This is a genomic window from Dyadobacter flavalbus, from assembly GCF_006149045.1.
Classification (GTDB): Bacteria; Bacteroidota; Bacteroidia; order Cytophagales; family Spirosomataceae; genus Dyadobacter; species Dyadobacter flavalbus.
In genome coordinates this window covers 64282-86086 of sequence record NZ_VBSN01000025.1, presented here as the reverse complement: position 1 = coordinate 86086, position 21805 = coordinate 64282, and the positions used below count along the sequence as shown (strand labels likewise).

The following is a 21805-nucleotide window of genomic DNA, read 5'->3' as shown; positions in this document are numbered from 1 at the left end:
TGAAGGACTAATTCCGGCGATAAGTCTAGTTAATAGGCGGCCCCATTGTTCACCTCCATACTTTCAGATCTTTAATTGGACAATAGAAAGTTAACCTTTATTCTGCTAATCTAAAGGGCGGCCCCGTCATACTTTGGGTGATAGGTAAACCAACCAGCTGCTTACGGAACTCACTGCACGCGTATTGAATTCCTCTATCTGACCGGGTCGCCGGAGCGATGAAATAGTAATGGTTTGTTTATAGGATGGCACTTTAAAGCCATTTTGAAAGCCGCTACGCTGGTATCTTCGGCTCTCATTGTCTCACTCAGCGCCCAACCCACTATCTTGCGGTTTGCAAGATCAAGTATTGCTGTAAGATAAATCCAACCTTCTCCTGTCTTGATATACGTCAGATCTGATACCCATTTTTCTCCAAGTCTTTCTGCTGTAAAATCTCTATTCATGTGATTTTCACACACTTGATAGATATGGTTACTATCAGTAGTTTGTATCCGGTATTTCTTCCGGACAATACCTTTCAGACCAATTTTTCTCATTACTCTGGCTACCCGTGGGCGCGATACCTGGAAACCTTTTGCTTGCAATTCCACTGTGACGCGTGGGCTACCGTAGCATCCTTTATTTTCTTCATAAACTTCGCGGACATGAAGAGATAATTCTTGGTGTTCCTGCTGACGTTTACTTACTGGCTCTTTTAACCAATAATAATAGCTGCTAACGCTCTCTCCGAGCACTTTACACATCTTTGCCACCGGATAGATTCCTTGATTAGCTTCTATAAATCGGAACCGTTCCGTTCGCCCCTGGAAAAGATGCCGGGCATCGCATGCGTACTGCCTTTTTTAGGATCTCGTGCGGCTTCGGCCGTCCGATCAAGTTTTACCTCCCGCAACTCTCTTTCTAACTGTCGGATCCGTTTTTGCTCCTCTGTCAAGCCTTCAACTTTTTCTCGAAAATCAGGTTTGTTAAAACTTGCGCGCCATTTACTGATTCGACCTGCATCAAGCCCGAGCTCAGCCGCTGCCGCACTCACCGAGCCCTTAGCTTCTGACAGTTCCACTGCCATCTTTTTAAAAGATTCGTCAAACACTCACGGTCCGCCGCGCGGTCGTTTTCTCATAGTCAAATTTAGTTGAATTATAAATTTGACTATTTCTGCCTCCAAACAAATGTAGCAACGTCATCATGGCCGTAATAAATTAAGTAAGATTGGGAATATGAAACTGAAGGCTCTTCTAAGCAACGGAGCAAACGCTGCTATTCAATCCCCTAATGAGTTCTCAGCATATTACAATCGGAAAATAGCCGAAGGAAAGCCCAAGTTAATTGCACTTAATGGTGTCCGTAACAAAATATTAAGCCGAGTGTTCGCAGTTGTTCAAAGAGGCACTCCTTACATCAAACAACAAGAAAAATACTTGCAAGTAGCATCTTGATAAATTTATATGAATTTCCTTGTTTTTAGCTTAGAATTCGCGGATGAGTGCTTGAATGCGCATTGGTTCTTGTCTTTGGAAGATGCACAGGAAAAAATTGAGAGTTGGCGACAAGAATATAATAGCTTCAGACCGCACAGTTCACTTGGAAACTTAACCCCGGATGAGGTCGGATTGCGGGTGAAAAGAGAAGAGAATAAAAGCCCGATTTTCCAGCTTTGATTGTCCAAAATTTGGGAGACTCTCAATATGTATGTGGCCAAAATTGCAAAGGAAGTACCTTCACATAAAAAGCAGGGTTTTCTGAGACTAAAAGAAGATGCTAAAAGAAAATAAACTAGATCACCGGATCAAATAAAAGAAATAAGGATCTGCCAGTAAACATAACTAGTTTCTTGATAGTTTTACTTCAAAAAGACCTATGCCTGACGATCAGCAGCCTATAAAAGATAAGGATTTACTCAACCGGCAATTTGACGTTAATTTTGCATTGGAGGCTGCCGGCTTGGGGGTTTGGGAACTTGACCCGGTAACTTGGTTAGTCAAATGGGACGAGCGTTGTCAGCGCCTATTCGGCCTTGCCGAAGGTCACGAGCTTACCTATGAGCAGGCCATCACTTTTATACATCCTGACGATGTTGACCGGGTAGACAGCGCTGTTCAGTGGGCTTTCAATCCTGAATCCGACGGGCTCTACGATGTTACTTACCGAACCATAGGGGCCGATGACGGCTTGCTCCGCTGGGTGCGCTTCATTGGCAAATGCTATTTCCAAACCGGCGGACAGCTTTACCGCTTTGCTGGCGTGGCCCAGGAGGTAACGCGTGAAGTGGAGGCGCAGCGCGCACTTCAAGAGAGCGAGCAGCGGTTCCGAATGTTGGCCGATGCCCTGCCGCAAGCCATTTGGATCACTGACTCGTCGGGGAATGTCGAATTCCTAAATAAGTGGTGGTCAGATTATAGCGGCAACGTTGTCCACCCGGACACGGCCGGCGAGGTAGCAAATGACAGCCTGCACCCTGATGATGCCCCCCGACTAATGGCCATCTTCCAGCAAGCCATTCAACAAGGTACAGGCTTTGCCATCGAACAGCGTAACCGGTCGGCATCCGGGGAGTACCGCTGGTTTTTAAATATCGGTGAGCCTTATCGTAATGCACAAACCGGTGAAATCACCAAATGGGTAGGCATGAGCCTGGATATTAATGATAGAAAGCGGGCTGAACAGGCATTAAGGAATAGTGAGGCGCGTTTTCAGACGCTGATTGAAGAAGCCCCCGTTGCGACCAGCCTTTTTATGGGCCGGGAGCTGCGGGTAGTAGTAGCAAATGAGCCCATGCTTGCAATTTGGGGCAAAGGCCCCCACCAAGTTGGCAGGACGCTGGCCGAAATACTGCCCGAAATTGCCAATCAGCCTTTTTTAGATATTCTTGACCAAGTTTACGTGACAGGTCAGACCTATTCGGCCAAAGGTGCCAGGGCTGATTTGGTCTACGACGGAGTACTGGGGACTTATTACTTTGACTTTACCTACAAGCCGATTCTCGATGACCAGGGGCAGGTCTATGCCATTTTACAAATGGCTGTTGACGTAACGCATCAAGTAGTCGGCCAGCAGAAACTGCAAGCCAGCGAAGCCCGCTTTCGGCAAATCGTCGAGCAGGCTTTGATGCCAATTTGCTTGCTAAGAGGAAAAGAAATGGTGCTCGAATTAGCTAACCAACCCCTGCTGAATGTTTGGAATGCTGGCCCGGACGCCTTTGGAAAACCTTTGCTGGATATTCTGCCGGAAATGAAAGACCAGCTTATACTGGGCTGGCTATCCGAAGTATTTGACAAAGGTGTGACCCATCGGTTGGATGAAATACCAACTTACTTTATCCGTGGTACCGGGGAGCGAGAGGATCGCTACTTTAACTTCATTTATCAGCCTTGGTGTGAATCCGATGGCCAGATAACCGGCGTGCTGGCCATGGCAACGGACATCACTGAACAAGTCCTTGCCCGTAAGCGCATGGAAGAAGCCGCCATGACCTTGCGCAATGCCAATGAGCTTGCCCATCTCGGCAGCTTTAGCGTTAACATGGTCAATGGGCTGCTCACCGTGTCACCCTTAGTTGCCAGTTGGTTCGGCTTCGACGTACTGGAAGCGGATACAGAAGCATTTATTCGAAGCGTTGGCGAGCAGGACAGGGACCATGTGCGCGACAGTCTGCACCAAACCATGCAACTTGGTTCCGACGGTCGCTATGAAATCACCCACTCGGTAGTTAATGCCAAGACAGGCCAAACCATTATGATCCACGCCATCGGTCAGCTTTACCTGGACGCCCAGGGCAAACCTGCCCGCGTGGAAGGTATTGCTCAGGATATTACCGCTCAGCTTGCCCAGAAACAATTCTTAGAAGAGCAAGTGGAACAGCGCACTAAGGAGCTACAAATTGCCAACCAGGTTCTTGCCCAAGCCAATGTGCAATTAGAACAAGCTAATACCAAAGTCAGTGTGGCAAACGAGCAACTTCAGTTGTTTGTAAAAGATTTGACACGCTCCAACAACAACCTGCAACAGTTTGCCTATATAGCAAGCCATGACTTGCAGGAGCCACTGCGTAAGATTCAGTCCCTTAGCACGCTCCTAGGTGTTCGGCTAGGTGATAAGCTTGGCGATGGCGGAAAAGATTTGCTTAATCGCATCAATAAGTCGGGAGCCCAGATGTCCACCCTTATCCAAGACCTGCTTTCTTATTCGCAGATCGGAAGCCATCAGCAGGATTTTGGCCTTGTCTCCTTGAATATGGTGATGGGTAATACACTGGAAAGTTTATCCGTATCCATTAAAGAACGTGGGGCACAGATTGTGGTCGATGACTTGCCAATTATTCACGGCGATGCATCGCAGTTAACCCAGTTATTCCAGAATCTGGTTTCCAACGGTCTCAAGTTTACACCTTCTGATCAAGTCCCTCAGATCCATATCCAATACTTTAAGCGGTTATTGGATGAACTGCCAGCCGAAGTTCGCCCGAATAGATCGGCTTCTTTCTATCATCAGATTAGCGTGAGTGACAAAGGCATTGGCTTTGATGTCAAGTATCTGGACCGCATCTTTCAGGTGTTCCAGCGACTGCATGGCAAAAGGGAGTATCCAGGCACAGGTGTAGGACTGGCCATTGTCCAGCAGGTGATAGAAAATCATGGGGGTGGCATTACTGCCAGTAGTATACCGGGGGCAGGGACTACCTTTTGTGTATATTTTCCGGGATAAGGAATTTTAATTAACCAATCAACATTCTTTTAAAAACGATTACTCCTTTATGGAATTCTCACTTTTCATTTTAAGTTGCAAAAGAGACACTACGGAAACTAAGAGCGATCGTCCAAATCTCATAGCCGCATCAGGTTATTTACCCGGACCTTTTTTCGTTCAACTCTTAACCCTGCAATGGAGGCTTCGACTTAAAATTCCGAAACTTCAAACATAGTTACATGAAGCTGTGCTAACAAATCTATGCATTGCCAAGGCTTACTTTCCAAATAAACGATTTTAGCTATATTACTAAGTTTAATGGAAGCATTGCCTCATGACATTCACGGCGCGAACATATTACCTTGTTTGCTGTTTACGAACTGCAGATATATTCTGTAAAATATATGCAATATGCCTTTAAGGACACCACAAACCGAGGTATTGCAACTGAAATAAGAGAAGTACCTCAGTTTTCTTAATACTTTGTCTCTAAATCCACTGATCATAACTATTGCAACTAAAGAAAAAAGCACCTAGCAAACTAATGCTAAGTGCTTGAAATTCAGGGCTCCCGAAGTTGGGCTCGAACCAACGACCCTCTGATTAACAGTCAGATGCTCTAACCGGCTGAGCTATTCAGGAATTTGAAATTCGACTGTTGATCTGAATTCTGGTGCAAATCTAAGGAATCCAATTATACAGCGCAAGCATAATTTCAAAAAATTATCAGCCTTGAACCTGCTGAAGTATTAACTCCTTGACTCTCTTGGCATCTCCTTTTGTAAAATTATTAATAATAATTTCCGGACGCATCCTCGGAATGACTCTTATCGTTGAAAAGAACATACCGCTCTCTATTTCTACGCCAGAAATATCACTGTAAAAAACAAAGTTGTCCGAACTCTTGAAAAGTTTCTTGATTGTAAATGTCACGCCTTTCTCCCCGAATGTTACTTCGTCCGGAAAAAACGGGTTCATCAATCCGCTTGCACTGTATTTTTCGTTCATATGTTTTCAGGTTTTTAGTTATGATTTGAAATTATAAAGGTACATACACGACTTTTTTGGTCTCGAAAAATTCTTCATCAAAAAAACTGGAAAGCTCATAAATCCGCGCCTTTTCTTTAAGTTCCGACAACTCTTCTGTAAGATCGCCTCCTTTCAGGTATAAAATGCCATTCTTAAGCGGATGGAAAGAATTTCTGCTGATGTTCTTTTTAACCCAGCCTACAAACGGCGCCATGCGGGTAACGGCTCTGCTGACAACAAATTCGTAGGAATCATCCAGTTTTTCAGCTCTTACTTGTTCGGCTTTTACATTGTCCAGTTCCAATGCCTGCACAATTTCCTGCACCACCCTGATTTTTTTGCCAATGCTGTCAACAAGATGAAATTGCGCTTTTGGAAAAAGGATGGCCAGCGGTATTCCGGGAAAGCCTCCGCCAGTTCCTACATCAAGAATGCTTGTGCCGGACTTAAATTCCAGAACCTTTGCGATTCCGAGCGAATGAAGTATGTGCCTTTCATAAAGCGTTTCAATATCCTGCCGGGAAATTACATTCACACGTGCATTCCAGAACTGGTACAAAGCTTCCATTTCCCCGAACTTGTCACGCTGCTCGTTGGAAAGATCAGGAAAGTATTTATTAATCAGTTCCATGATTTACGCGGTTTTCTATTAATCAATGTCAAAAATCCAAAAATGAGATAATACATAAACAAGGCAAAATCCATCAGCAGCAAACTTGCACTCTCTACTGTTTTGTTAAGTTTGTTATTGATGAAATTTAAAATCAGCCACTGGATCAGCCATTTGACCCCGAAAGCTGCAACAAGCATTTCTATTAAAAACAGATTCCTAGTCAGTATACCTGCTATCAAAACAGCAATTCCCGTAATCCATACCGCTATATGTGCGCCTGAAAGCAGACCCAGCAATATCTTATTACGCATTTTGTAATACTTACTGACAGCAAGATGACGCTGTTTTTGCCGGTACCAGGTTTTCCAGGTGCTTTTAGGCTCGGAATAAATAAAGGAATCCTCTTCTATGGATATGGCGGTATTGGAATCCGTAGAAACTTCGTTCAGGAATATATCGTCATCGCCGCCGAAAACATGCTTATGCCTGTAAAATCCCTTGTTTGCAAAGAATACAGACTTTTTATACAAAATGTTACGGCCAACTCCCATATAGGTAAAGCCTGCAAGGGCAAAGGACAGGTACTGAACCGCAGCATAAAACGTTTCACACCGTATAAACCAGTTCAGCAATCCCTTTTGTTTTATATATGGTGAAAACCCAAGCACAATGTCTTTGCTTTCACTTACTCTGGAAGTCATTGCAGTGATCCAGTGCGTGGAAACCGGCCGGCAATCCGCATCAGTCATTAATACTAGCGGAAACTTTGCCTGTTTCATTCCAACGGTGAGTGCGTATTTTTTCGGCGTTATGTGCGTAAACTCGTCATTGATGCGGATGTAGCGGATGTGTTTCCATTTCGTGATATTTTCCCTGATAAACTGTTCGCTTCCGTCATCCGAACGGTCATCCAGCATGATTACTTCAAATTCGGGATAATCCTGGATGTCAAGCAGCGGAATCAGCTGTTTCAGATTTTCCAGCTCATTTAAGGCGCAAACGAGAATGGTTACGCCGGGCCTGGTATTTCCGTAATTAGCTCCTTTACTGTAAAACGCAAGTCTTGTAAAAAAAAAGAGATAATAGAATAACTGGATAAAAACAAACGCCCCCAGCGCATAGAGTAAAGAGTAGGCCACAATAGAAGAGAGTTGTAAAATTTTATCATATTCCCTGCAAATATACTGTCATTGTCAGGAATGTTAGAGACCTTCATTCTATTTTTGCACCTCAGTATTCAAAACCGTTAAATGAAGTTTACATTACAAGTTGAAGATTCCCAGTCCAAGGCAAGAGCCGGCCTTATAGAAACGGATCACGGGACAATTCAGACACCCATATTTATGCCTGTCGGAACAGCCGGAACCGTAAAGGCGGTCCATCAGCGGGAATTGAAAGAAGATATCAAAGCGCAGATTATACTAGGCAATACTTATCATCTTTATCTGCGGCCGGGGCTGGACATCCTTCAGAAAGCAGGCGGCCTGCATGCTTTTAACGGCTGGGACCGGCCCATACTGACCGACAGCGGCGGTTATCAGGTTTATTCGCTTGCCGGCACGGGGAGGAAAATCAACGAAGAAGGTGTGGTATTTAAGTCACACATTGACGGGAGCGTACACAACTTCACGCCTGAGTCTGTTATGGACATCCAGCGCATCATCGGTGCTGACATTATGATGGCATTTGACGAGTGCACACCGTATCCCTGCGACTATTCTTATGCACGGAGTTCTATGGAAATGACGCACAGGTGGCTTCAACGATGCTGTGCAAGATTTGACAGTACCGAGTCATTGTACGGCTACAGCCAGACACTTTTCCCGATTGTACAAGGAAGTGTTTATAAAGATCTTAGAAAACAATCTGCAGAAATGATTGCATCCTGCGAACGGGAAGGAAATGCAATCGGCGGATTGTCTGTAGGCGAGCCTGCCGAGATCATGTACGAACTTACGGAAGTAGTTTGTGACATTCTTCCGAAGGACAAGCCGCGCTATCTGATGGGTGTCGGAACGCCGGCAAATATTCTGGAAGGCATTGCTCTGGGCGTTGATATGTTCGATTGCGTGATGCCTACGCGGAATGCGCGTAATGGCATGATTTTTACAACCGAAGGTGTAATTAACATCCGTAACGAAAAATGGAAGGACGATTTGTCGCCCATTGATGCAGGGTTGGGCGGATATGCAAGTACATTTTACAGTAAAGCATATCTCAGGCATTTGGTTAAATCCGACGAGATGCTTGGTGCGCAAATTGCCAGTGTTCACAACCTTACATTCTATTTATGGCTTGTTAATACAGCAAGGGAAAAGATTGTGGAAGGCAGTTTCTTAAGCTGGAAAAAGGAAATGGAAAAAAAATTAATTCAACGGCTTTGAAAGTTCACAAAAGCAAGTTTCTTTCGGGCAGCAATTGAATTAATTAGTAGGAAAATTTCTCATTTGTGTCAACATAAGTTGATAAAATGATATTGTTAACCTATTTTTGTGCGCACTAGGTATTTGGTTCATGTATGTTTGGCCATGAAATAATTATATAATTTTACTCATAATTGACTATAGATCAATCCTAGTTAATCTTAATAACGCTAACTTGAATAGTATGAAAAAAGTATCCCAGTTGATTTGTTCGTTTGCTTTGGGGTCGATGATGGCACTGCCTTCATTTGCACAGCCGCTGGAGCAGCCGAATTCTCCGGATTACAATCCAAAAGCAACCTATGATGGTCCCTACAAATTGAACACATGGTCAATTTCCGCACACTTTGGCCCGTCCATGTTCTTTGGAGATTTAAGAGAATATGACTTTTGGCCAGTAACAAAAACAAGTTCTGACAGCCATAAGGAATCCGGTACTTTTCAAGGAGGCCTTACCATAAACAAACAACTTTCATACTTGTTCGGAGCGCGTCTTGACGGTTCAATCGGCAATTTAAGAGGTATGAAACGCCGTAATTACAATCGCTATTTTGAAGGCGATTATTTCGATGTTTCCCTTGCCGGAACGGTAAACCTTAAAGGTCTTTTGATGGGACCTAACAAAATGAAGCGCTGGAAAGTGGATGCGTATGTGGGAGTCGGACAGATTTTCTACGATGCAACTGCCTACGACCTTGCAGGTGGTATCAAACTGCGTGAAACGGGTAAAAGAAATGACTGGATTATTCCTACCGGTTTGAATATCAACTATGAAGTTTCAAAAAGATTTGATATCGGTCTTGATTTCCGTCTGAATCATACAAATTCCGATTATCTGGATGCAACTTACGGAGGTGACTACGACAGAATTGCAAACAGCTTTATAATTGAAGACCAGAAAACTTCCCGCAAAGGAAATTCAGAACTTGACAGCTATGGCTACGGATCTATCCAGCTGACTTACAAGCTTGGTAAAAAAGCCCTGAAAGTTGCCAAAACAGATGGCAAATGGGATTACAAACCGGAAGAAGGATATTACCATCTGCGTTATACAGATCCTAAGGTGCTGATCAAACCACCAAAGATCCTTACTCTTGAAGAAATGGATTCCGTTGCAAAAGCAAACCGTCCGGCAGATATCGATCCAAGATTGTTGCTTGATACAGATGGTGACGGTGTTTCCGACTTCTTCGATAAAGAACCAAATTCACCTGCAGGAAGTGTAGTTGACGGTAGCGGACGAGTTCTTGATTTTGACTCTTATGTTAAAAATGCATTGGCAACCGGTGCTGCGTGCAGCGAGATCTTTGCAAACGTGATGTTCGATACTGATAAAAATACAATCAAGCCGGAATACGAAGAAATGCTTAAAAACGTAGCTGCGCTGATGAACAAAAACGGATGCCGCCTGCAACTTGCCGGCCACACTGACCGTCGTGCATCTGACCGTTACAATATTGCTCTGTCCCGCCGTCGTGTGGATGCCGTTAAAGATTATCTTGTTAATCAGGCTGGTCTTACAGATGCAAGCAAAGTTATTGTTGATTACTTCGGATCATTTAAGCCAATCGCTGACAGCGGAAGACGTGAAGGTCTTCAGAAAAACCGTCGCGTAGAACTTAAATTACTTCCATAGTATTTAAAGTACTCTTGAAGAGAAAGGCTCCCAATCGGGAGCCTTTCTCTTTTCTGAAGCTGGAAATCCGTAATAGTTGGAGGTAAAACAACTGATATTATTATATTATTTAATAACTGAAACCTAGAATTAATGAAAGAATACGATTACCTTATTGTAGGTGCGGGTTTGTGGGGGTCCATTTTTGCACATGAAGCAAATAACAGAGGTAAAAAATGCCTGGTTATTGATCGGAGAACACATACGGGCGGAAACATTTTCTGTGAAAATGTGGAAGGAATTAATGTTCATAAATATGGCGCGCATATTTTCCATACGAATGACAAAGAAATATGGGACTATGTAAATTCATTTGTAGAATTTAACAGATACACCAATTCCCCTGTTGCCAACTTCAATGGTGAACTTTACAATCTTCCGTTCAACATGAATACGTTTTATCAACTGTGGAAGGTTAGAACACCCGAAGAAGCAAAAGAAAAAATTCGTCAGCAAGTGGAGGAAGCAGGTATTACTGACCCGAAAAACCTCGAAGAACAAGCTATTTCGCTTGTAGGAACCGACATTTACGAGAAGCTGATTAAAGCTTATACGGAAAAGCAATGGGGAAGAAAAGCTACGGAATTGCCTGCTTTTATTATCAAGCGATTGCCAGTTCGTTTTACATTTGACAATAATTATTTTAATGACCGCTATCAGGGAATTCCTATCGGCGGATATAATAAGTTAACAGAAGGATTACTGAAAAATATCGAAGTAAGAACCGGCGTTGACTTTTTTGAAAACCGGGAAGAGTTTACAAACATTGCTGAAACAATTGTTTACACGGGCCCGATTGATGAATATTTTGGTTTTCAGTTCGGCCAGCTTGAATACCGAAGCCTGAGATTTGACAACCAGTTACTGGATCAGGAAAACTATCAGGGAAATGCAGTTGTAAATTACACAGACGGAGAAACACCGTTTACCCGCATTATTGAACACAAACATTTCGAATTCGGGACGCAGCCCAAAACCGTTATTACGCACGAGTACCCGCAGGAATGGGTTAAAGGAGCTGAACCTTATTATCCTGTCAATGATGATAAAAATACTGCTGTCTTCAATCAGTACAAAGAACTGGCTGCTCAGGAAGAGAACGTCATTTTTGGTGGACGGCTTGCAGAATACCGCTATTACGATATGCATCAGGTAGTTGGCTCCGCTTTAAAAAAGGTGAAAACGCACTTTAGCTAATCCGCTTTTTACTTTTCCATAATCCTTGTCCGGCTGCTGTATCACGGACAAGGATTTTTTTATTTCCATTTTTTTCAGATACCGTGTTACTTCATTTACAAATCTCCGTCTAAACCGTACATTCATTTTTACGGTCGCATGCAGAGAAAATATTTGGAGGAAATTACCACTACAAAGGCGGATGCTTCCGGCGCTTTTATAAGCATCATTTTTCTGCATACAATCTGGCATCACCGCTTTTGGGTCCTGACGTCGGTTACTTTCTCTGTAAGTGCTGCATTCATTTATTTGAGATATGCAGCGCCTCAGTTCCAGATTACTGCTTCTATCCTGATCAGAGATGAATCCAAAAGAACGCAGTTTGGCAATGAAGCCCTGGAAAGTCTGGGCCTGTCCACTTTTGAAAATAATGTTGATAATGAAATAGAAGTGTTGAAAAGCAGGACGTTAATGGAAAGCGTCATTAATGATTTACAGCTTTATACCCAGTATTATGCCTCGGGGCGGATAAAAACGACGGAGTTATATGAAAAATCACCATTTCGGCTCGTATTCCTGAATCATATTGAAAACGCAGCCAGTAACAAATCCACTGTAACGTATACTTTAAGCCCTAAAAACCGAAATCAATTTGTTCTTTCCGGCAATTTAGCCCTTTACAAAGGGGATTTCGGAGATACTCTTTTTCTTCCTCAAGGTAAAGCCATTCTGAGCAGAACAAACCAGCCCTACGTTCCAGAGGATAAATATGCCATTGCAATTTCGCATAAAGATCAGCTTGTTGAAAAGTACAGTACAAGACTTGATGTTGCTGCAACCAATAAAACGGTGAGCATGGCTAATTTTTCACTGAATGAAACGATTCCTGAAAAAGGAGAAGCCATTCTTGAAAAGCTGATCTCCAATTATCTTAAGGCAAGTATTCATGATAAAAACCGTATGGCGGACAGTACACTGGCCTTTATCAATCAAAATCTCGATGAAGTTTCGGGAGAACTGACCAGCATTGAAAAGCAGATAGAACACTTTCGAAAAGCCAACCGCCTGGCTGACAAGGACGGAGATGTAAGACAATTGCTTGTTAAGTCGGATAAAAATGCATCGGAGCGGAGCAGCTTGTCCATTCAGATGAAGATTGTACGGGCACTACAAACCTATTTGAGCGAACGTCCTGAAAGCATTGTCCCATCTTCACTTGTATTGAAAGATCCGACTTTTACCATACTGGTTCAAAAATACAATGAACTGCAGCTTGTCCGCCGCGGAGCACTGATGAGTATGGAAGAAACACATCCTTCCGTTCAGTCCATGAATGCGCAGCTTGATCTGTTGCGTACAGATTTACTTGCAAGCATTAACGCGCAGTTTCAGGATATACAGTTCAGTCTGTCAGCCATTAACAATCTAAACATTGAATTTCAGGAGCACCTGGATCGGGTTCCGTCACAAGAACGCATTTTTCTGGAATATGCAAGACAGCAGCAGATTAAGCAGGATCTGTATATTTATTTGCTGAAGAAACGTATTGAAACCGCTATTTCCAGATCATCTACGTTAGCCAACGCGCAGATTATTGATGCGCCCAAATCAGGCTCTGAGCCCGTTAAGCCTAACAAACAGCTTGTGTTACTGATGTCAGGCTTTATAGGACTTGGTTTTCCGATTGCCATTTTGCATCTGAAGGATATATTCAATGACAAAATCTTATCCAAATCAGAACTGGCTGTCCATGTGGAAGCACCTGTCCTGGCAGAAATTGGTCATGTTGATCAGATTGGCTCCAATATTGTGGATACGCAAAGCTTGAATCCGGTTGCAGAACAATTTCGTGTCCTGCGTACCAACATTCAATTCTTATCTGCGGCGGATGAAATAAAAACCATACTCCTGACTTCCAGTATGGGCGGAGAAGGAAAATCATTTATAGCCATAAACCTTTGCCATTCACTGGCTATGACAGGGAAAAAAGTCATTCTGCTTGAACTGGATTTGAGAAGGCCAAGACTGGCCAGTTACCTGAATCTGGAAACAAACGGGTTTACGGACTATATCCTGTTAAAGGCAAAATTAGATGATGTCATCCAACAAAGCAGAACACAAAATCCGTTTGACGTTCTTACATCCGGTGCACAGCCTCCAAACCCCTCCGAAATACTTTCTGTTCCGAAGGTTAAAACAATGATTTCCAAGTTAAAAGATGAATACGATTATATCATTTTTGATACGCCTCCTGTTGGCCTGGTTGCCGATGCACGGATGCTGAGTGAATTTACAGATTTATCGCTTTACGTTGTTCGTCAGCAATTTACATTCAAACATCAGCTGGATACAATCAAGGAAATAAATGAAAGCAAACTATTGCCCGGATTTTATCTGGTTATAAATGATGTCAAGGCAGCACCGGGCTACGAAAATACATATGGCTATCACAAGCAGCAAAAAAGCCGGTTTTTCAGCAAGAACCGAATATAAGACTGAATTTTTAAATCAGGCTTCCAACACTATGAATGAAATTTATCTCATTGCTGAAATCGGTCAGGCACATGAAGGAAGCCTTGGAATTGCTCATTCCTATATTGATGCACTCGCAACAACCGGCGTCAATGCGGTTAAATTTCAGATTCATATTGCAGAAGCAGAAAGTAGTATGTATGAGCCGTTCCGAAGTGAGTTTTCCTACGAAGACCAAACCAGAATGGATTACTGGAAACGCACGCAGTTTACTGAAGCGCAATGGGCCGGATTAAAAAAACATTGTCATGACAGAAAACTGGATTTCATTGCAAGTCCGTTTTCAGTTTCAGCCGTTGATCTGCTGGGCAATATAGGAACTGAAATTTATAAAACCGGATCTGGTGAAATGGATAATTTTCTGATGCTTGACAGAATTGCGGATTCGGGTAAAAAGATCATTTTGTCATCAGGAATGAGCTCGATTTCTGAGTTGGATAATACTATAAATTACCTGAAGAACAGGAATTGTTATTTGTCTCTTTTACAATGTACTTCCTCCTACCCTGCCGAACCGCAGCAATGGGGCTTGAATGTGATGGAGCTTTTTAAAGAGCGTTACAAGATCCCGGTAGGGTTTTCTGATCATTCGGGAGATATCTATGCCTGCCTGGCAGCAGCGAGTTTAGGTGCACAACTGCTTGAATTTCACGTGGTATTTGACCAAAAGATGTTTGGCCCGGATGCTTCCTCTTCCATACCTGTCCGTAAAGTAAAAAATCTTGTCCAGGGAATCCGCAAGATAGAAATTGCCTTGAACAATCCTGTGGATAAAACAAGCAACAACAAATTTGAATCCCTCAAAACAATTTTCGGCAAGTCGCTGGCAGTAAACAGAAACTTGCAGGAAGGGCACATATTAACTATTGACGATCTGGAATCTAAAAAACCGGCTGGCTATGGAATTCCGGCAAAAGATTATAAAGAAATTATTGAAAAAAGGTTGAATAAAGATCTGGCTCAATGGGATTTTATCACGGCAAACGATTTGGTATGATCAGAAAAATATGTGTCGTGGTTACGGCCAGAGCAAGTTACTGCCGGATCAAAACCGTTTTAACAGAAATCAGGAATCATCCTGCTTTGGAATTACAGCTTGTTGTAGCCGCAAGTGCTTTGCTTGGAAAATATGGATGTATACTGGATAGCATAGAAAAAGACGGTTTTTGCATCACAGCAAAAATATCCAACTTACTGGATGTTGATAATTATACAGCCGCAGCCAAAACAACAGGCTTGGGTATTATTGAACTTGCTTCGCTGTTTGAGAACATCAAGCCCGATGTCGTCGTATCGATTGGTGACCGGTTTGAAACCATGTCAACTGCCACTACTGCTTCTTTTATGAACATTACGCTTGCACATGTACAGGGCGGGGAAGTTACAGGCAACATTGACGAAAAAGTGAGGCATGCAGTTACTTATTTGTCTGATATTCACTTTGCTGCTACTGAGAAGGCACAAAGCCGGATTATTCAGCATGGTAAAAATCCCCAGTCTGTATTCAATACGGGCTGTCCTTCCATCGACCTGGCACTTCAGGTCAAGAATGCTTCAGAATATTGCGATTCAGCTGCTAGCGAGCGTAAAAAACCGGATGTCATTGAAAAGTATCTTGTTGTCATGCAGCATTCGGTTACAACAGAACTCCAATGTACACGCAAACAGATTCAGGAAACTCTAAATGCAGTTAAAATACTGAATATTCCCACATACTGGTTTTATCCGAATGCAGATCCGGGCTCGTCGGAAATCATTGCAGGCATCCGGGAATTCGGGGAAAAATGCAATGATCATTTAATCCGGTTTGTAAAAAACTTCGAGCCTCTGCATTTTCTGAAATTAATTCAAAGCAGTTGCTGTCTGATTGGGAATTCAAGTACCGGAATCAGGGAAGCATCATTTTTGGGCATTCCGGTTGTAAATATCGGCAGCCGGCAGGCCGGGAGAGAAAGAGGCAGTAATGTTATTGATACAGATTATGATTGCGGAAAAATAGCAGAAGCAGTCAAAAACCAGCTGCTTCACGGACCATATCCTTCCGAAAACATTTATGGAAGCGGACATGCAGGACAGAAGATTGCATCGTTGCTGGCCACCATACCGTTAAGTACAAACAGGAAAACAGATTATCTATGAACGGATTTCCTGAAATTCTTGGCATTATACCCGCAAGAAAAGGATCAAAAGGAATTCCGGGCAAAAACCTGAAGTTGCTTGGCGGCAAACCACTGATTCAGTATACAATCGAATCTGCACTTGAATGCAAATGGCTGAATACCATTGTAGTTTCGAGCGATTGTGAACATATCCTGCGTATTTCCGGTCAGTTCAAGGGAATTGAAGCGCCATTTATCAGACCTGCTGAATTTGCAGATGACAGCGCTCCTGCTATTCTGGTATTAAGTCACGCCGTTAAATATTATCAGGAACAGGGGAAAAAATTTGATTATGTGTGCCTGCTTCAGCCAACCGCTCCTTTTCGCAGCAAAAACCTGATCAGTGAAGCAATCATAAGAGTAATGCAAACCAAAGCGGATAGCCTCGTAACTATCAGCAAAATACCGGACAAGTACAATCCCAACTGGGCATTTCAAATGAGCAATGACGAACAGATTTTCCGAATTATGAAAAAAGAAATCCTTGTTCCCTGCCGGCAGCAATTAGCGGACACATTTTACAGAAATGGTAAAGTTTACATCATCAGAACAGAATTGATTCAGAACGGAATTTTACTGGGTGGAAAAATCATCGGCCTTGTTACCGAGCCGGGTATCAATATTGATACACAAAGTGACTGGGAAAATGCAGAAAATTATATCAGGAATGGAGCAATTACATAAAAAACCCATATTGCTCCTCATCACAAACAGTTTTGCGGCGATCAATGTAATCCATAGTGGTTTAATCAAGGAAATGGACAGGCAGTATGAAGTTCATGTTCTTTCCAGCCTGCTTGGAAAAGCAGAAATTGCTTTGATAAACAAACATTTCCATATACATGCACGTTTGATCGACCTTCCATTTTCGGCTGAAAGCCGACTGATTATGTTGATAAGAAAAATTCAGAAAGCTATCTTTTTTCATTATTTCGGTATCGAAACGTATAAAATAAAATCTTTGGGTGAAAACCGCATTCTGAATTTCGTCACCTACGCTACCTTATTGATTATGAATAGTTTAAATCTGAACAAGTTTTTTTTGATCCTTGCAAGAAAACTGATTGTCCATTTGTCCGCCCGTTCCCAAAACCTGAAAGGGTTACATTCCTTTCATTTTCGCGGCGTCATTTCCTCTTCTCCGCTTGATATTGTTGAAAACCGGATCGTTAATTTTTTAGGCAGGGACAAAATCCCTTCTGTTGGAATGATCATCAGCTGGGATAATCTTACTTCCAAAGGCATTATCAATGCGAATCATACCTGCATACTGGCCTGGAACAAGTTTATGGCGGATGAATACCGCAAGTTTTATTCTATTTTTGGCACGCACGAGTCTGAAGTTTGCATTACCGGAATTCCAAGGTTTGATACTTATTTCAAAAAGCCTCCGGCTGCACATGCGAAAACAAATTTCAGAAGGAAATACAGCATAAAGCCTGGTGATAAAATCATCCTCTTTGCAACAAGTTCCTGTAAACTTTTCCCTCGTCAGATTGCCGTAACGAAGGACTTAATTGCCTATACGCGTGAACACAAGAATACGGTACTGATTGTAAGATGTCATCCGGCAGATAATTTCCATTTATACGACCCGTTTTCAGATGAAGATAATCTCAGGATCTGGTTCCCTGACAACCACTTTGCTTCACCCGTTTTAAAATCAACGGCACGGATGCCGGATCTGAATTTTCTGGATTCCTTAACTGAAATGATCCGGCATTGTGATGTTTGTATAAATGCGGCTTCAACGATGCGGCTGGATGCAGCTGCCTGTAACAAGCACATTATCAGCATTGCTTACGACGGAAAGCATGAATTGCCTTATTCAGAATCTGTGCGCAGACTTTATGATTACAGCCACCAGATTCCTTTGAACCGGCTGAAAATTGATCATATAGTTACAAACAAAGAAGAATTATTCAGCGCACTGGATACTGTTCTGACAGAAAATTCAGAATGTAATAATCTCAGCAAGATCAGGCCATTCATCTTTCACAAAGAACCGAAGTCCGTTCATGCAGCCATGTCAGCAATCAAAAAATGTTTAGGATAATTTCTGAAATGTTCCGGAAATCAGCCGTTTCCATTACGCTTGTTGCAATGTGCGAGCAGTTATTTTCTGAAATCGCAGACATTGGTGAAAGCCGGTTTCAGAGCATTGTTGTGCTTTCATTTTTTACTTACTGCACACTTTGCCTGTTTTCTCCATCGAAACACCGGTTTTTCCATGTTGTAAGCATTCCGGTACTTACGCAGTTTATCCAGCTTTTTCAAAAGTATTCATTCACTGCCGGTGCAAACTCGCTTTGGAGGCTGTTTCCGTTTATATTGCTGAACCTGTACTTTCTGTATTTCTTCCTGAACAAGCCCGTGTTGCTTTCACCAAAGGAAAAGCTGTTCATAAGTTTCTGGATTATCTTCAACTGCTTTTTTGTCCTGATTTCTCCAAATCTTGATAAAATATTTCTGGGTGGCATTTTACTGTACGCATTCACTTTGCCCATGTATTTTGCCTATTTTAAAACGGTATCCTTTGCAATTGATTTCAGGAAAGAAGTGGAAAAATGTCTTTGCCTGCTCTTTGTTATTCTAGGTTCAGGAACATTCGGACTTGTATTTGCCGGAGCGAGTTACAAGGGTTCGGACAACCTGCTTGCAACCCGAAATATTACGGACACCAATGTTACAATGGCGTACTTTATCCTGTTATGGCCTTTTGTGCTGCTTTTCAGCAGTAACAACAACCTGGCCCAGATTACGCGGATTGTCTTCATCCTTGTTTTTACAGGCATTGTTATCATTTCGTTTTCACGCGGCGCCGTTCTGATTATTGTGCCGTATCTAATCCTTACCGTATTTTCAATCCGTAGTTTTTTCCGTTTTTACCGGCTGATTTTACTTGCGCTCCCCGTTGTGTTTTATAACCATGAAATTCAGATTTTTCTTGACCAACAGGATATGACGTATTTCTGGAAACTCCGGTTTGACGAAATCACCTCCATTGATGCATTAATATCCAAGCTGCCGCAAATCAGCGGACGCGCAGAAATTCATGCTGTGGCTTACACTCTTTTTCAACAGAATCCACTTTTCGGTAACGGAATCGGAAGTTTTGAAATTCTGGGGCCGGGTTATCGGGAAGCGCATTCACTCTTTTACACTTTGCTGGCCGAACAAGGAATTTCCGGTACGTTTTATACCTATGCCATACTTGTTGTATTGGGAATTGCTTTGTGGAAAAGCGTCGAAACAAATAAAAAACACATTGTGCTGTTTCCTGCCTTTACTTTTTATCTGATTTTCAACCATACGGTTGGCAGTGTATTCGTCATTATTCCCGGCAAAAGTATCACGGTAAACTGCATAGCGCCTGTTTTGCTGACTTGCATGTATTTCTATGCAAAGAGCTGTCATTATTCATTTCTTGAAACAAATGAATAAAATCCTGATTACAGGCAGAACTCCTCAGCCATATGGGGGCGTAACGGTGCATGTAAGCCGGCTTGTCGAAGCATTGAAACAACGAAAACCGGAATGTTTCGAATTCACCGATTTCCGAAAAAAACCGCTTAAAACCTGTTTTCAGGTACTTTATTACAAAGTCATTCACCTGCATTCGTCCAGTCCTTATGTGCAATTTCTTCTTGCGTTAACTTGCAAACTGCTTGGCAAAAAGGCAATTATTACTTTTCACGGAAATCTGGGACGTTATGGCTTTTTGAAAAACCGGCTTGTCGATTTTTCCATCCGTCTTTCTTCCACGCCTGTCATCCTGAATACGGAAAGTTTCCAAACGGCCGCAAAGCTTAACAAAAATGCAATTCGGATTACGGCTTTTATCCCTTCTTCCATGCACAACAAACCGGATCCGCTGCTTCTTGAGAAACTTTATCATTTCAGAGAAAAGCATGAATTTTTGTTTTGTACAAATGCCTGGAAATTAACTTTTGACAAGCACGGCAACGAAATTTACGGCATTACCGGAATTGTACGCAACCTGGAAAAAACAGCAAAGGCAGGACTGATTGTTTCTGATCCGTCCGGAAGTTATAAAGTCCATATTCAAAATACTTTCGGGAAAATTCCTGGCAATGTTTTTATAATCAGCGAACATCATGATTTCAGAAATGTGCTGGCATTATGCGATGCATTCATCAGAAATACGACGACCGACGGAGATTCTCTTTCCGTTCATGAAGCCATTGAGCAGCATGTAGTTGTATTTGCGTCTGATTGTGTAACACGCCCGGCAGCATGCAGGCTTTTCAGCGATATTGAAGTTGTGGATTTTGTCAGCGAGCTGCGGCTTTCACGAAGCTCGGAAAATGCCGGATCTGACCATTATGAAGATGCTGTGGAAAAGCTTTTGAACCTGTATGAAACATACTTGTAAATACGGTGTTGCAGGTCAAATACTTATAAAAAAACAAAGGCATAGAAAAATTTCCATGCCCTGTTTCACACTATACACACACTATATTTTTAATATCTATATATCTGATCTGATAAATTCCACAACATCTTTTAGTACCGCAAAATAACAAACTAAAGTAATTAGAAAAAAGCTTTCGTTTATGAATTTCTAAATTCTAACTATAAATTATATCACAATTTTATAAAAATAATTCAGACTAAACAGCCCGCCGGACAAAAAACAATAAAATATGGCCTGATTATTGTTCAAACCTGCATAGCTCATTAAATTCGTACAAGCACTTACCACCTTAAAGTTATACATGGAAGCACTGCTAACACCCGATGCACTGATCAGTTTGCTGACGCTTACACTGCTGGAAATTGTGCTCGGCATTGATAATGTAATTTTCATAACGATCGTTTCAGGAAAGCTGCCTGCAGACCAGCGTAAAAATGCACAGAATTACGGACTGCTCATTGCACTCGTGCTCAGGATTGCACTGCTCTTTGCCATTTCGTGGGTAATCGGGTTAAAACATGATCTTCTTACGCTTTTCGGACATGGATTCAGCGGCCGCGATCTGATCCTGCTTGGCGGCGGAATTTTTCTGCTTTACAGTACGACAAAGGAAATGCACCATAAACTGGAAGGTGAACCCGAAGAATTGCCGACCGGAGACAGTCTTGCAAAAAAAGGCGGGCTGACTTTCGGAAGTGCTTTGATACAAATTGCATTGCTGAATATTATTTTCTCTTTCGATTCCGTTCTGACAGCAGTCGGGCTCGTGAAAGAAATTCCGATCATGATCGGAGCTGTGATTGCTTCCACTTTTATTATGATCGGTTTTGCCAGTAAAATCGGCGATTTCGTAAATGGCCACCCTTCTATCAAGATTCTGGCTTTGTCTTTTTTACTGATGATCGGCACCTTACTGATTGCTGAAGCGTTCCATTACGAAATACCGAAAGGCTATGCGTATTTTGCAATGGCATTTTCATTTATGGTGGAATTGCTGAACATGAAACTGGACAAAAACACCAAACAGCCGGTTAAACTGCACGATCAGGTTAACTAACGGCTTCATTCATTTAT

17 protein-coding genes, 1 tRNA gene and 1 pseudogene are annotated in these 21805 nt (G+C 42.4%); 13 read left to right on the top strand and 6 right to left on the bottom strand.

The window, feature by feature from the left end; all coding sequences use genetic code 11:
* Positions 1-194 precede the first annotated feature (194 nt).
* On the bottom strand, positions 195-764 hold the full coding sequence (locus FEM33_RS04795) for an IS3 family transposase (RefSeq protein ID WP_229214093.1): 570 nt from the start codon (positions 762-764) through the stop codon (positions 195-197).
* Positions 765-778: 14 nt separating this feature from the next.
* Positions 779-1093, bottom strand: coding sequence for a transposase (locus FEM33_RS04790; RefSeq protein ID WP_229214092.1), 315 nt, complete (start codon positions 1091-1093; stop codon positions 779-781).
* Between the two features lie 382 nt (positions 1094-1475).
* Between FEM33_RS04790 and FEM33_RS04785 the strand changes: the two are divergent.
* Positions 1476-1661 (top strand): annotated as a pseudogene (locus FEM33_RS04785) (integrase core domain-containing protein); the annotation flags it as partial.
* 199 nt (positions 1662-1860) lie between these two features.
* Positions 1861-4704, top strand: a complete 2844-nt coding sequence (locus tag FEM33_RS04780; RefSeq protein ID WP_139010962.1) for a PAS domain-containing sensor histidine kinase — start codon at positions 1861-1863, stop codon at positions 4702-4704.
* A 550-nt stretch (positions 4705-5254) separates the two neighbouring features.
* Here FEM33_RS04780 and FEM33_RS04775 read toward each other — a convergent pair.
* The 4 genes from FEM33_RS04775 to FEM33_RS04760 form a co-directional block, all read right to left on the bottom strand.
* Positions 5255-5328, bottom strand: a tRNA-Asn gene (locus FEM33_RS04775).
* 84 nt (positions 5329-5412) lie between these two features.
* Positions 5413-5694: a hypothetical protein gene (locus tag FEM33_RS04770; protein ID WP_139010961.1), complete on the bottom strand. Its 282-nt coding sequence runs from the start codon at positions 5692-5694 to the stop codon at positions 5413-5415.
* Positions 5695-5725: 31 nt separating this feature from the next.
* A complete protein-coding gene (rsmG, locus tag FEM33_RS04765) occupies positions 5726-6346 on the bottom strand; it encodes a 16S rRNA (guanine(527)-N(7))-methyltransferase RsmG (protein WP_139010960.1) in 621 nt (206 codons plus the stop codon).
* A complete protein-coding gene (locus tag FEM33_RS04760; RefSeq protein ID WP_139010959.1) occupies positions 6337-7467 on the bottom strand; it encodes a glycosyltransferase in 1131 nt (376 codons plus the stop codon). Before FEM33_RS04760 ends, rsmG begins: the two co-directional genes overlap by 10 nt.
* Before the next feature lie 111 nt (positions 7468-7578).
* Between FEM33_RS04760 and tgt the strand changes: the two genes are divergently transcribed.
* From tgt to FEM33_RS04705, 11 genes are all read left to right on the top strand, one after another.
* Positions 7579-8712, top strand: a complete 1134-nt coding sequence (gene tgt / locus FEM33_RS04755) for a tRNA guanosine(34) transglycosylase Tgt (protein ID WP_139010958.1) — start codon at positions 7579-7581, stop codon at positions 8710-8712.
* Positions 8713-8935: 223 nt separating this feature from the next.
* Positions 8936-10387, top strand: coding sequence for an OmpA family protein (locus tag FEM33_RS04750; protein WP_139010957.1), 1452 nt, complete (start codon positions 8936-8938; stop codon positions 10385-10387).
* 132 nt (positions 10388-10519) lie between these two features.
* A complete protein-coding gene (gene glf / locus FEM33_RS04745; RefSeq protein ID WP_139010956.1) occupies positions 10520-11623 on the top strand; it encodes a UDP-galactopyranose mutase in 1104 nt (367 codons plus the stop codon).
* Between the two features lie 138 nt (positions 11624-11761).
* Positions 11762-14095, top strand: coding sequence for a GumC family protein (locus FEM33_RS04740; protein WP_139010955.1), 2334 nt, complete (start codon positions 11762-11764; stop codon positions 14093-14095).
* 31 nt (positions 14096-14126) lie between these two features.
* Entirely contained in the window at positions 14127-15131 is a 1005-nt protein-coding gene (locus FEM33_RS04735; RefSeq protein WP_139010954.1) for an N-acetylneuraminate synthase family protein, read from the top strand.
* Entirely contained in the window at positions 15128-16273 is a 1146-nt protein-coding gene (gene neuC / locus FEM33_RS04730) for a UDP-N-acetylglucosamine 2-epimerase (RefSeq protein WP_139010953.1), read from the top strand. The genes FEM33_RS04735 and neuC overlap by 4 nt, the downstream gene beginning before the upstream one ends.
* On the top strand, positions 16270-16977 hold the full coding sequence (locus FEM33_RS04725; protein ID WP_139010952.1) for an acylneuraminate cytidylyltransferase family protein: 708 nt from the start codon (positions 16270-16272) through the stop codon (positions 16975-16977). The genes neuC and FEM33_RS04725 overlap by 4 nt, the downstream gene beginning before the upstream one ends.
* Positions 16961-18349: a CDP-glycerol glycerophosphotransferase family protein gene (locus tag FEM33_RS04720; protein WP_161597068.1), complete on the top strand. Its 1389-nt coding sequence runs from the start codon at positions 16961-16963 to the stop codon at positions 18347-18349. Before FEM33_RS04725 ends, FEM33_RS04720 begins: the two co-directional genes overlap by 17 nt.
* A complete protein-coding gene (locus FEM33_RS04715) occupies positions 18337-19737 on the top strand; it encodes an O-antigen ligase family protein (RefSeq protein ID WP_229214091.1) in 1401 nt (466 codons plus the stop codon). The genes FEM33_RS04720 and FEM33_RS04715 overlap by 13 nt, the downstream gene beginning before the upstream one ends.
* Positions 19730-20689: a glycosyltransferase family protein gene (locus FEM33_RS04710; protein WP_139010950.1), complete on the top strand. Its 960-nt coding sequence runs from the start codon at positions 19730-19732 to the stop codon at positions 20687-20689. The genes FEM33_RS04715 and FEM33_RS04710 overlap by 8 nt, the downstream gene beginning before the upstream one ends.
* A gap of 343 nt (positions 20690-21032) precedes the next feature.
* Positions 21033-21788, top strand: a complete 756-nt coding sequence (locus tag FEM33_RS04705; protein WP_139010949.1) for a TerC family protein — start codon at positions 21033-21035, stop codon at positions 21786-21788.
* Positions 21789-21805: the final 17 nt, after the last annotated feature.

Coding starts and splice junctions, on each gene's coding strand:
- FEM33_RS04725 (WP_139010952.1), top strand. CDS start 16,270: ATGAACGGATTTCCTGAAATTCTTGGCATTATACCCGCAAGAAAAGGA.
- FEM33_RS04705 (WP_139010949.1), top strand. CDS start 21,033: ATGGAAGCACTGCTAACACCCGATGCACTGATCAGTTTGCTGACGCTT.
- FEM33_RS04720 (WP_161597068.1), top strand. CDS start 16,961: ATGGAGCAATTACATAAAAAACCCATATTGCTCCTCATCACAAACAGT.
- rsmG (WP_139010960.1), bottom strand. CDS start 6,346: ATGGAACTGATTAATAAATACTTTCCTGATCTTTCCAACGAGCAGCGT.
- tgt (WP_139010958.1), top strand. CDS start 7,579: ATGAAGTTTACATTACAAGTTGAAGATTCCCAGTCCAAGGCAAGAGCC.
- FEM33_RS04780 (WP_139010962.1), top strand. CDS start 1,861: ATGCCTGACGATCAGCAGCCTATAAAAGATAAGGATTTACTCAACCGG.
- FEM33_RS04710 (WP_139010950.1), top strand. CDS start 19,730: ATGAATAAAATCCTGATTACAGGCAGAACTCCTCAGCCATATGGGGGC.
- FEM33_RS04770 (WP_139010961.1), bottom strand. CDS start 5,694: ATGAACGAAAAATACAGTGCAAGCGGATTGATGAACCCGTTTTTTCCG.
- FEM33_RS04740 (WP_139010955.1), top strand. CDS start 11,762: ATGCAGAGAAAATATTTGGAGGAAATTACCACTACAAAGGCGGATGCT.
- FEM33_RS04715 (WP_229214091.1), top strand. CDS start 18,337: ATGTTTAGGATAATTTCTGAAATGTTCCGGAAATCAGCCGTTTCCATT.
- FEM33_RS04750 (WP_139010957.1), top strand. CDS start 8,936: ATGAAAAAAGTATCCCAGTTGATTTGTTCGTTTGCTTTGGGGTCGATG.
- FEM33_RS04735 (WP_139010954.1), top strand. CDS start 14,127: ATGAATGAAATTTATCTCATTGCTGAAATCGGTCAGGCACATGAAGGA.
- neuC (WP_139010953.1), top strand. CDS start 15,128: ATGATCAGAAAAATATGTGTCGTGGTTACGGCCAGAGCAAGTTACTGC.
- glf (WP_139010956.1), top strand. CDS start 10,520: ATGAAAGAATACGATTACCTTATTGTAGGTGCGGGTTTGTGGGGGTCC.